At 73.7% G+C, this 11362-nt stretch carries 8 protein-coding genes; all 8 read right to left on the reverse strand.

The window, feature by feature from the left end:
* Positions 1 to 48: 48 nt before the first annotated feature.
* Complete coding sequence (locus GCU69_RS17910; protein ID WP_156206608.1) at positions 49 to 1059, reverse strand: ROK family protein; 1011 nt, start codon at positions 1057 to 1059, stop codon at positions 49 to 51.
* Positions 1060 to 1157: 98 nt separating this feature from the next.
* The gene (locus GCU69_RS17915) at positions 1158 to 2108 is read right to left on the reverse strand and encodes a carbohydrate ABC transporter permease (protein ID WP_156206609.1); all 951 of its coding nucleotides are present in this window, start codon (positions 2106 to 2108) and stop codon (positions 1158 to 1160) included.
* Positions 2105 to 3058, reverse strand: coding sequence for a carbohydrate ABC transporter permease (locus GCU69_RS17920; RefSeq protein WP_098755407.1), 954 nt, complete (start codon positions 3056 to 3058; stop codon positions 2105 to 2107). Before GCU69_RS17920 ends, GCU69_RS17915 begins: the two co-directional genes overlap by 4 nt.
* Positions 3059 to 3063: 5 nt before the next feature.
* Positions 3064 to 4434, reverse strand: coding sequence for an extracellular solute-binding protein (locus tag GCU69_RS17925; RefSeq protein WP_098755406.1), 1371 nt, complete (start codon positions 4432 to 4434; stop codon positions 3064 to 3066).
* A gap of 625 nt (positions 4435 to 5059) precedes the next feature.
* A complete protein-coding gene (locus tag GCU69_RS17930; protein ID WP_098755401.1) occupies positions 5060 to 6118 on the reverse strand; it encodes a LacI family DNA-binding transcriptional regulator in 1059 nt (352 codons plus the stop codon).
* Between the two features lie 13 nt (positions 6119 to 6131).
* On the reverse strand, positions 6132 to 8150 hold the full coding sequence (locus GCU69_RS17935; protein WP_156206610.1) for an alpha-amylase family protein: 2019 nt from the start codon (positions 8148 to 8150) through the stop codon (positions 6132 to 6134).
* Positions 8147 to 9934, reverse strand: a complete 1788-nt coding sequence (locus GCU69_RS17940) for an MBL fold metallo-hydrolase (RefSeq protein ID WP_235978543.1) — start codon at positions 9932 to 9934, stop codon at positions 8147 to 8149. Before GCU69_RS17940 ends, GCU69_RS17935 begins: the two co-directional genes overlap by 4 nt.
* A gap of 429 nt (positions 9935 to 10363) precedes the next feature.
* Positions 10364 to 11230: a universal stress protein gene (locus GCU69_RS34390; protein ID WP_098750764.1), complete on the reverse strand. Its 867-nt coding sequence runs from the start codon at positions 11228 to 11230 to the stop codon at positions 10364 to 10366.
* Positions 11231 to 11362: the final 132 nt, after the last annotated feature.

Consider the following 11362-nt stretch of genomic DNA (forward strand, 5'->3'; position numbering starts at 1 on the left):
CGCGCCGCGCGCGGCCGGTTCCGGGCGTGGCGGCGCCCGGGGAGGGGCTCACGGTGCTGCCAGTCGTTCGAACCCGATGGCGGCGGCTCCGAGGACACCGGCCGCGTCACCGCCGGAGGCCCGTACGATCCGGGCGGTGCGCGCCGCGGGGCCCATCGCCTGCGCCGCGACGAGGCGCCGTACGGGCTCCAGCAGCCGGTCCCCGGAGCGCGTGACTCCTCCGCCGAGGACGACCAGCTCCGGTTCGAACAGGTTGACCAGGGAGGTGAGTCCGCTGCCGAGGGCGTCCACGGTCTCGGCCCAGACCTGCTCGGCCACCGGATCGCCCTGCCGGGCCGCGGCGTCGACATCGGCGGCGGTGAGCCGTGCGCGGCCGGCGAGGACGGTGGCGGTGCCGCGGGCCGCCGCGGCGGTGACCGCCTCCGCGGCGCGTTCCGCGATCGAGGTGCCGGACGCGTACGCCTCCAGACAGCCGGTGCGCCCGCAGCCCTTGCAGCTCCGGCCGCCGGAGCGCACCGTCACATGGCCGGGCTCGCCGCCGTTCCCGGCCCCGCCGCGGAACGTCCGCCCGTCCAGCACCAGGCCGCCGCCGACCCCGGTGGACACCGTCAGGTACAGCAGGTGGCGGCAGCCGCGCCCGGCACCGAACCGCCACTCCCCCGCCGCGCCGGCGGTGCCGTCGTTGTCGAGCACGGCGGGCCTGCCGTAGCGCTCGCGGGCGAGGCCGGTGATCGGCACGTCCCGCCAGCCGGGCAGGTGCGGCGGCGCGAGCAGCACCCCGGAGTACGGGTCCAGCGGCCCGCCGCAGCCGATGCCCGTACCGAGCAGGTTCCCGGCCGCGGCCCCCGCTTCGGCGAGCGCCTTCTCACCGAGGTCGAACAGCCGCTTGAGCGCGGCTTCCGGGCCGTCCTCGACGCCCGTCGGGCAGACGGCGAAGGACAGCGTCGTGCCGTCCGCGCCGACCACCCCTGCGGCGAGCTTGGTGCCGCCGATGTCCAGGGCCAGCACGGCCCCGCCGGCGTTTTCCCCCGGGCCGCCGGCCCCGTGGTCGTCGCTCACGTCAGCTCTTCCGTTCCGTGGTCCTGGCTCAACGTCAGCTCTTCCGTTCCGTGGTCGTGGCTCACGTCAGCTCTTCGTTCCTCGGTGATGGCTCAACGTCAGCCCTTCCGTCCTGTGGTGGCGATGCCGGAGACGAAGTACCGCTGGCCGAGGAAGAAGACGAGGATCATCGGCAGGGTGACGACGACGCTCGCGGCGCACACGATCTCCCACCTCATCTCTCCCCCCTCCCCGAACTGGTCGAGGACGGCCTTCAGGCCGCGCGGCACGGTGTAGAGGTCGGGGTCGCGGAGGTAGATCAGCGGCCGTACGAGATCCGTCCAGGCGGCCTGCACCTCGAAGACGAAGGTGACCACCAGCGCCGGCCGGCACAGCGGGACGGCGATCCGCCAGAACATCCCGAAGTGGCTCGCGCCGTCGAGCCGGGCCGCCTCGAACAGTTCGCGCGGCAGGCCCAGGAAGAACTGCCGGAGCAGAAAGATGTAGAAGGCGCTGCCGAAGAGGTTCGGCGCCCACAGCGGGATCTGGCTGCTGGCCAGGTGCAGCCAGTTCCAGATCAGGTACTGCGGGACCATGGTGACCACGGCCGGCAGCATCATCGTGGCGATGACCAGGCCGAAGAGCGCGTTGCGGCCGGGGAAGCGGAAGTAGGCGAAGCCGAAGGCCACGATCGCGCTGCTGGCGGTCGCCGCGACCGCGGCGGCGAGCGTCACCGCGGCGCTGTTGCCCAGCCAGGTGAGCAACTGCACCTCTTCCCAGATCCGGGTGTAGTTCTCGAACTGCCAGGAGTCCGGGATCAGGGCGTTGTCGAAGACGTGCTCGGAGGGCTTGAGGGAGGCGCTGATCAGCCACAGGAACGGATAGACGAAGACGACCGTGGCACCGGTCAGGGCGATCCACCGCAGCGGTCGCGCGACGCGTCCCCGGCTGCCGCGCGCGCCGCCCGCGCGTGCGGGACGGGCCCGGCGGGTTCCGGTGCCGGCGGGGGCGCCGGTGTCCGCGGGCCGCTCGCCGTCGCGGCCGGGAGGGAGGGTGGTGAGGCCGGTCATCGGGCGTCTCCCTCGTAGTAGACGAACCGCTTGCTGACCTTGGCCTGGATCACGGTGATGACCAGGATCACCGCGAACAGCAGCCAGGACAGGGCGGAGGCGTAGCCCATGTGCATGAACTGGAAGGCCTGCTGGAAGAGGTAGACGACGTAGAACAGCGCGGCCTCGTGGCTGTACGTCTGCGCGTTGGAGGTGCCGAAGAAGGCGGTGTACGCCTCGGTGAAGGTCTGCAGCGAGGCGATGGTGTTGACGATGAGGGTGAAGAACAGCGCACCGGAGATCTGCGGCAGGGTGACGTGCCGGAACGCCTTCCAGCGGCTCGCCCCGTCCAGCTCGGCGGCCTCGTACAGGTCCTGCGGCACGTTGCGCAGCGCCGCGAGGTAGATGACCACGGTGGAGCCCAGCGCCCAGAGGGTGGTGAGCACCAGCCCGGGCTTGACCCAGCTGCCGTCGGTGGTCCAGCTGGGCCCGGGGATGCCGAAGAACCCGAGCACGTTGTTGACCAGGCCCATGTTGCCGTTGAACAGCAGCAGGAAGAGGATGCCGACGGCGACCGACGGCGTCATCACCGGCAGGTAGAAGACGGTGCGGAAGAAGCCGGCGGCCTTGCCCACCCGGAGCAGCAGCATGGCCAGTGCCAGCGCCAGCGCCATGGACAGCGGCACCCGCAGCGCGGTGAAGACCAGGGTGTTCAGCAGCGAGGTGGCGACCTGCGGGTCCTCGAAGAGCTGCCGGTAGTTGTCCATGCCGACGGCGTGGGTGGGCCCGATGCCGTCGTAGTTGGTGAAGGACAGCACGAAGCTGGCGATCATCGGCCCGGCGGTGAGGGCCAGGAAGCCGAACATCCACGGCGAGATGAACCAGTACGCGGCCCGGGTGTCGCGGCGCCGCCACGAGGCCCGCCAGCGCCGGACCCGGTCGCGGCGCTCACCGGTCAGGAGCGTGGTCATGCCGGTCACTCCCTCTCCGTGTTGCCGCGGTCCAGTGCCGCCTGCGCGCGCTGCTGCGCCTGTTCGAGCGCTTCGCGCGGGCCGGCGTCCCCGGACAGGACGCTGTTGACCGCGGACTGCCAGGCCTTGCGGAACTCGGTGCCGGCGGCGTTGGCGGGGACGCTGAAGGCGTTGTCCTGTGCCGCGTAGAGCTGGCGGGCGGCCTCGTCGAACGCGGCGTTGCCGGTGGGCTTCCAGATCTCCTCGTGGATGCGGCGGTCCGCCACCTTGTTGCCGGTGAAGTCGCCGATGTACGGGGAGCCGTCCTTACGGATTTCCGCCGCCTTGGCCCGCGCGGCGGCGAACCAGGTGTCGGGCGCGGTCATCTCGGTGATGAACTCGCAGGCCTCCTCCGGGTGCGGGCTGCCCTTGGGGACGACCCAGCTGTAACCGGAGACGTAGTTGACCGGCTCGCCCCGGCGGTCGGTGAACGGCTTGGTCCGCAGGTCGACGTCGGGTGAGGTCTCGGCGAGGACGCTGACGTACCAGTCCTCCATGGGGTACGCGCCCACCTGGCCGCGCACCAGCTGGTTGCCCGCGCCGAACTGGTCGAAGGAATCGCGGAGCGCCTTCATGCCGCCCCAGCCGCCCTGCGCGTCGATCAGCCCGACGGTGAACCGGAGGGCTTCGACCGTCCGCGGGTCGTCGAGCTTCGCCGTCCGGCCGTCGGCGCTCAGCAGCGAGCCGCCGTTGGCCCGGACCCACAGCGGGAAGAACTCCGGGATCTTCGGGTCGAAGCCGATGCGGGTGAGCTTGCCGCCCCTGGTGCGGTCGAGGTCCTCGGCGAGAGCGCGCAGGGCCTGCCAGTCGGAGGTGTCGATGTCGGCGGCACGGTGGCCGGCCTCCTCGACGACCTTGCCGTTGATGAGCAGCAGCCGGTTGTCGTAGGAGTCGGGCAGCCCGTAGACCGTGCCGTCGAGGGTGGCCTCGTCGACGGCGCCGTCGCGGTACTGCTCCAGATCGACGTCCTGGTCACGGAGGCACTCGGTCAGCGGCATGATCGCGCCGCGGGCGGCATAGCCGCCGATCAGCGTGCGGTCCATGCGCACCGCGTCGGGCGGGTCGCCCGCGGCCACCGCGGAGAGGAACTGCTGTTCGTCGAACGCGCCCTCGTTGACCTCGAGTTTCATCGTTCCGAGGGTCTTGCGTGCCTTCTCGACCCGGACGGTGGCCAGGGCGTCCCCCATGCCGTACCCCATGGTGGTGAAGGTGTCGGAGGTGTCGGCGAGGCCCACGCCACCGCAGGCGGTGGCGGCCGGCAGGAGCAGCGCGGCCACGGCGGCGAGGGCGGCGGGCCGGCGGTGGCGCCGCCGGTGGTGGGGTGGTGGTGCCGTCATGTGCTCTCCCTTGAGTGTGACGGGCACGGGCGGGGGGATCAGCGGACGGGGACGGCGGGCGGGGACGGAAACACGTCGTCAGAAGCGTGGATCCGGGCCGCCGGAGAATGTGGCATCGTTCCCACATGAGAACGTAGCCACATGGCCCGGAGGGGTCAAGAGAAGGTGAACAACAGGTTTCCGGGCGCGCCGGGGCGGGGCACGTCGGCGCAGCTCAGGGGGTGACAGAGGGGCCGGCACGGGGATTTCGGACGCCCGTACGGGGTGGGTGCGGGCCGCTCGCGGAGCCCGCCCGGGCGCTCCCCCCGGAAGCCCCCTGGGCGGCGGAAGCCGGTTCCGGGCTGCGCGGAAACCGTTCCGGGCCCTGTGGCAACGGTTCCGCGGCGGGGCTCCGGCGGAAGCCGTCCGGACCGGCCCTGTGGAGAGGTTTCCGGATTTCCGGGCTCCCTGCGGAAACGGTTCCGGGGGTGTGTCTGCGGACGTCATCCGGCTGCGTGCGGCGGCCGACCCGGGTGCGGGGACCGTCCCGGTGCGGCTACGGGGTCCGCCGGGCGGGGTCCCGGGCCTGCGGGGGCCGTCCGGTGGCTCGCGGTGGTGATCCGGGCGCCGGCGCCGGTGCCCCGCGCTACGGAGTCTGTTCGGCCGGGGTTCCGGGCGCGGAGGTCGAGCCGCGCAGCACGAACTCCGGTTCCAGCGTGTGGGTCCTGGCCCGCCCCCGCTCGCCCGCGATCCGCTCCAGCAGCAGTTCGGCGGCCGTGCGGCCCATCTCGTAGACGGGCTGGCGCACCGCGGTCAGCCCGGGCTCCACGATGCGCATCCAGGTCAGATCGTCGAAGGACACCACGGAGCAGTCCTTCGGCACCGCGCTGCCCCGGCGCTGGAGCTCCTGCCACACCGCCTCGGCGACGAGGTTGTTCGCCGCGAACACGGCCGTGACGTCCGGGTTGGCGTCGAGGAAGGCCGCCACGTCGCCCTGCGGGTCGGCCGGACGCAGCCCGAGGTCGAGCACGAGCCGCCGGGCCAGCGGGACTCCGGCCGCGCGGTGGGCCGCGCGGTAGCCCTTGAGCCGGTCCCGTCCGGTGCCCCACACCGTCTCGTCCAGCACCATCGCGATCCGGCGGTGGCCGAGTTCCAGCAGATGGCTCACGGCCTCCCGGGCGCCGCGCTCGCTGTCGATGGTCACCGCGTCACAGCTGCGCACGCCGGAGCGCCGGTCGACCTCGACGACGGGCGTGCCGTGCTCGACGAGCAGTTCGGTGGCGGTCCGGCCCACCGGGGCGAGCAGCACACCGGCGGCGCGCATCGCGAGGAAGGCGCGGGCGCCGTCCAGCGCCTGTGTGTCGCTGCCGTGGTCGTCGACCAGCACCATCTGGTGCCCGGCCGCGGCGAGGGTCTGCTCCACCCCGGCCGCGAGGGCGGCGTAGAACTGGTTGCGCAGGTCCGAGACGACGAGGCCGACCAGGCCGCTGGAGCGGCCCTTCAGGCTGCGCGCGGAGACGTCCGGCACGTAGCCGAGCCGGGCGGCCGCGGCCTCGATCCGGGCCTTCAGCCCCTCGGCGACATAACCGTGGCCCGCCAGCGCGCGGGACGCGGTCGACGGGGACGTGCCCGCCTCCTGGGCCACCTCGCGGAGGGTGACCCGGGCCCGCCTGCTCCTGCCGCCGGTGCGCGCGTCCTTGCCCATCGACCCCTCTTCCTCACCGTCGGCCGCGGTCGCGCCAGCGCTCCCACTGCTCGCGCAGGGCGGCGTAGTCGCACTCCTGGAGTTCCTCGCCCGTGCGGTCGAGGTGCGTCGTCACATACAGCGCCGGAACGCCCAGCTCCCGCTTGGCCGCACCGTAGGCGCGCCACTGCGCGAGGTCCGGTGCGCACCAGTCGTCGGTGTCGGTCAGCAGCCCCGGGCACGCCGCCCGGGCGACCGCCGCGCGGTAGCGCATCTGGGGTACGACGCGGGCGCGGGGGTCCGGGTCGTCCAGTCGCAGCATGTCGTTGAGCCGGATCATATCGGTCACCGCCGCGAACGCCGGATGCGGCGTGTGCGTGACGACCAGCGCGTCCGGCTTCGCCCCCTTCGCCGCGTCATGGATCGTGGCCAGTTGATCGTACAGGAGCGCAAGGCCCCAGCGGTCTCCGGCGGTTGTCAGGGAGTGCCCGGACGGCGTGTCGGCGGTGAAGTCGATCTTCAGGCCGTCGGCGTCCAGGCCGTCCGGGGCGAGCAGCCGGTCGATGTTCCCGGCCAGCAGGACGCGCGCGCCCGGGTGGCCGGGGTCCAGGGCGACCGGCACGCCGTCGGGGGTCCGTACGCAGAACTCCTCCGGTACGCCCTCGGTCGCCCAGGCCCGCCACCACAGCAGCACCTTCTGGCCGCGGGCGTGCCGGCCCGCGATCCAGGCGCGCAGGTCCGGCCACTTGACCGGGTCGGGCTCCCAGGAGCCGTAGACCACCTGCCACTTGTCGTCCACCACGACGGTGCCGGGCACCAGGCCGTGCGCCTCCAGCACCGCGAGGTGCGCGTCGTACTCCCGCTGGGTGGCGAGCGCGGGCGCGGGGCGGCCGGTGTCACGGGCCCGGGCCGTCTGCGCGCCCCAGCCGCAGAACATCGGTTCCGACCACCAGGCGGGCCGTTCGCCGGGGTCCGGCGCGGGCGCCCAGCCGTGCGCCTCCAGCCACCGGCGGTGCGCGCGCAGCCCGGCGTACGGATCCGGGTGGCCGGGCGAGACGAGCAGCGCCGGGGTGCGGAAGGCGCCGTCCACCCGGGTGTGGCCCTCGTAGTCGCAGCTCAGGTGCCAGCCCTGGTCGGAGGGGACGTAGCGGAGCTGGGTGAAGGTCAGTTCGCGTACCGGCGCGCCGAGCCCGAGCGTGCACCACTCCCCCGCGCCGGGGGCGGCCGGGTCGGTGTCGTCGGGCAGCCGGGCCCCGGTGAGCGCCAGGCACAGCGGCGCGGGGGTGAAGAACCAGTGCCCGCGCCCGGGTCGCGCGTCCCCGCACGCGCCGATCACGGCGCTCTCCCCCGCGCCGCGCAGCAGCCTGCGCGGCGGGCCGGGGTTCGGTGTGAACAGGGTCTGCCAGTCGTGCCCGCTGGGGCACAGTCCGCTGCCGCGGCCGCCCCGCGCGGACCGGGTGGCGAAGAGGGCCACGGACTCCAGCCGCCCGGCTCCGCGCACCGACCAGCTGAACTCGGGGCCTTCCGGGGTGCACACGAGACGGGTCTCGGCGTGGTCCCAGGCGGTGGAGCGCCGGGTGACGGTCACGACGGGCGCGGGCCCGGACGTGTCGAGCACCGGGGCGGCGACGGAGAGCGTCTCGTCGACCGCGCCGGTACGGTCCAGCGCGCCGGGCAGTTGGAGCTCCACCGGATATGCGCCGCCGGCGAGGAGGCGGGCGGTGGTGCCGTCCGCGGCGACCGTGAGCCGGTAGCCGGGCGCGGTGACGCCGATCTCCCCGGCGGCGGTCCGCTCGGCGGTGACCGCGGGCTCCCCGTGCCGGTGCTCCGCCGCGCGCCGTTCCGCGTCCGGGCGGGAAGCGCGGGTGTCCTCCGGAGCCGGGCGGGAAGCGCGGGCGCGCCCGGAGGCCGCGCGAGAGGCTCGGGTCTTCTCCACGTCCGGGCGGGAGGCACGGGTCTCCTCCGGAGCCGGGCGGGAAGCGCGGAAGTCCTCGGGGTCCGGGCGGGAAGCACGGGTGTTCTCCCGGGGCCGCGGGTCCGTGTGGTCGGTCATCGCACGCTCACCAGGGCCTCCGCCTGTTGTCCGAACCGCATCCGGCCGACCGTCAGATCGGCCGCGACCCGCAGCCGTTCCGCGGCCGGCTCCCCGTCCGGCACCCGCACCAGGAATTCCGCCGTGCCCTCCGCGTGCCCGGCCAGCCCGACACGCTCCACCGCGGGCTGCGCCTGCCAGCCGGGCGGCAGCACCAGCCGCACCTCGGCCGTGTCCCCGCCGGGGAAGGGGTTGCGCACCTCCGCCACCAGCCGCATCTTGCCGCCGGAGGCGACGACGCTGCGGTACGGGGAGAGCCGGGCCCCGAAGCCCTCGGCGCCGAAGTCGATCCCGGCGGGCAGCAGTTCGCGGTGCAGCCGGGCCAGTTCCTCGCCCTTGGCCAGCAGCATGTCGAGATAGCCGTCGGTCACCTCGTGCGGGTGCCAGTGGCCGCTGATCATCAGCTCCGGACGCAGGCTCCGGTACAGCTCGGCGCTGCGGGTGAAGTCGTCGATCCGGAAACGGTTGCGGTACTGGTAGTTGAGGATCTCCGGACGCAGCCCCGGCTCCCACTCGGTGGTCTGCTGGTCCCCGGTGGCGATGATCCGGCGGCCGTCGGCGGTGAAGGAGTAGGCGGCGGCGTAGAGGGTGTGCCCGGGCAGGTCGTGCACCCCGATCTCGTACTCGCGCCAGCGGACCGGGCGGTCCGGCGGCAGTTCCCGGTCGACGGGGATCGGGTCGTACCACAGGCACGGCAGGTCCCAGTGGTCCGGTGACTGCAGTACGGGCGCGATGTGCGCCGGGGACCACACCTCGGTGCCGTGCACCTCCCGCAGCAGGTTGAAGCCCGCGACATGGTCGTCGTGGTAGTGCGTCGGCAGCGCCACCTCGACCCGGTCGACCCCGTGGTCGCGGCGCAGCGCCTCCACGGACGCGAGCAGCGGGCGGCGCGAGGAGCGGTCCTGGCCGCCGGCGAGACCCGTCGTCAGGTCGTAGCCGAAGTCCAGCAGCAGCGCGGTGCCGTGGTCGGAGAGCAGCGCGTAGGAGTTGGCCATGGCGGTGGTGTTGCGCAGCAGGTGCGGGGTGACCTCACGCCAGGGCCGGTGCAGCATCCGCTCGGGGTCCCAGGGGGCGCGCCGGTGCAGATCGAGCAGCGCCTGCATCCGGGACCGCAGCCGGGCGACGGCGCGCGGCGGGTCGGTGACGGGGTCGCCGTGCGAGGGCAGCAGCAGATCGGGCCGGTGGTCGAGCAGTTGCATGCAGGAGAGCACGGTGGCGGCGACGCCTTCCCGGCCCGCGTGCTCGTGGAAGCCGGAGTACGCCCACTGGGTCGCGGCGAGCGACCACACCCGTCCCTCGCCGTGGACGAGGTCGCCGACGAAGGCGAGCCGCCGGCCGCCGTGTTCGACGAGATAGCTGACGGAGCCGACGGTGTGGCCGGGGGTGGGGAGGGTGTGCACGTCGAAGGGGCCGTACCGCCGGGTGCGGTACTCGGCCGCGGTGCCGGTGACGGGGACCTGCTGGAGCAACGAGAAGCGGTCCTGCCTGACGTCGTAGTCGTTCTCGAAGCGCCGGGTGCGCCAGTGCTCGTCGACCCCGGCTATCAGCTCGCGCTCGACCGGGGGCACCCAGATCCGGATTCCGGCGTCCGCGGCGCGGGCCAGGCCCTGGAGCTGGTCCCGGTGGTGGTGGGTGATCAGCACATCGGTGACCTCGTCCACGCCGAAGCCCGCCAGACGGTCCAGCACGTCGCCGCTGCCGAAGTCGACGAGCACGGCCTGACGGCCGGATCTCAGTACATACACGTTGCAGGTGTCCCGGAACACGAACACATCACTGCCGACCAGCACTTCCCGCCCCCTGTCGCCCCACGTCCGGCGTGTGGCATCGATACCAGATGGGAACGCTGCCAGGTCGGGTGGGAGCGGTCAAGAGACGTGCGGCCGGCGGTATGGGCACGGGCCTCCGCGACGGGGCGCCGCACGCGGAGAAAAGCCCCCGGCGCGGCGGACCCCGCCCCTGGTCCGCCGCCCGCCTCGAAGCACCGCTCACCCCGGTCCGCCGCCCGCCCCGGATCTGCGTTCGCCCCGGGCCGCCTCTCGCCCCGGATCACCGCCGCCGCTGTTCCGTACGAGCCCGTACGAACCCCACCAGCCCGTACGGGCCTTACGAGCCCGTACGAGCACGGGCCGGGCCGCCCGCGGCAGGACGGGCCGCGCCCGGGCCCGTGCGGGTCACTCGTAGGGCACGACGGTGACCGGCTGCTTCGCGTGGTGCAGCACGGCATGGGTGACCGGGCCGATGTGCGTGCCCAGGCTGAGCCGCTTGCGGCTGCGGCGGCCGACCACGACCAGGCCCGCGTCCTCGGAGGCGGCGAGCAGTTCCGGGGCCGTCGCCCCGGAGAGCAGTGACAGCTCGGCGTCCACCTCGGGGAACGCCTCGTGCACGGGGGCCAGCGCGGCGAGCGCGCCGCGGTGCGCCTCCTCGCGCACCGCGGCGGCGACCTCGGGGTCGGGCAGCGCGGAGGGATAGGCGTACAGCTCCTGGAGGCTCCAGGTGTGCACCACCCGCAGCGGACTGCGGCTCCGGGCCGCGGCCTCGAAGGCGTATTCGAGAACGGCCGCGTGATGGTGCTGGAGGTCGAGGCCGACGACGACCGGCCGTCCCGGACCGGTTTCCGGAGGCTCCTCCCCGCGGACCACGGCCACCGGCCGGGACGCGTGGGCGATCACCGCCTGGCTGACCGAACCGACGAGGAACCCGGCGAGTCCGCCCAGCCCACGGGAGCCGACGACGAGCAGCTCCGACTCCGCTGCGGCGTCCAGCAGGACCCGTACGGGCGCGTCGGCTCTCGCCTCCGAGGTCAGTTCCAGCTCCGGATACCGCTCGGTGACCCGTTCCGTGACCAGGGCGATCCGGGTGTCGGCCCAGGACTCGTTCGCGGACACGCCGATCGTGAACTGCTCGTTGCCCGCCCGCCACTTCCGCGCGTGCAGCAGTCTGAGCGGGAGCCGGCGCGAGACCGCCTCCGCCGCGGCCCATTCGGCGGCCGCCAGGCTCTCCGGGGATCCGTCGACTCCCGCCGTCACCGGTCGCACCATGTTCGTTCTCTCCGATCCGGGGCGTCCGCGGGCCTTGCGGCGCGTCGCGGGGCCGCTCGTCGAGGGTCCGTGTCGGCTCCGGGCGGGACCCCTCGGGGGCAGCCCCTCCGAGGCAACGCCGTGGAAGCGACC

This window comes from Streptomyces lycii (assembly GCF_009735685.1).
GTDB lineage: Bacteria > Actinomycetota > Actinomycetes > Streptomycetales > Streptomycetaceae > Streptomyces > Streptomyces lycii.

What these genes read in the sequence shown, in the direction of transcription:
- GCU69_RS34390 (WP_098750764.1), bottom strand. Translation starts at nt 11,230, where the DNA reads ATGGTGCGACCGGTGACGGCGGGAGTCGACGGATCCCCGGAGAGCCTG.
- GCU69_RS17920 (WP_098755407.1), bottom strand. Translation starts at nt 3,058, where the DNA reads ATGACCACGCTCCTGACCGGTGAGCGCCGCGACCGGGTCCGGCGCTGG.
- GCU69_RS17925 (WP_098755406.1), bottom strand. Translation starts at nt 4,434, where the DNA reads ATGACGGCACCACCACCCCACCACCGGCGGCGCCACCGCCGGCCCGCC.
- GCU69_RS17930 (WP_098755401.1), bottom strand. Translation starts at nt 6,118, where the DNA reads ATGGGCAAGGACGCGCGCACCGGCGGCAGGAGCAGGCGGGCCCGGGTC.
- GCU69_RS17915 (WP_156206609.1), bottom strand. Translation starts at nt 2,108, where the DNA reads ATGACCGGCCTCACCACCCTCCCTCCCGGCCGCGACGGCGAGCGGCCC.
- GCU69_RS17935 (WP_156206610.1), bottom strand. Translation starts at nt 8,150, where the DNA reads ATGACCGACCACACGGACCCGCGGCCCCGGGAGAACACCCGTGCTTCC.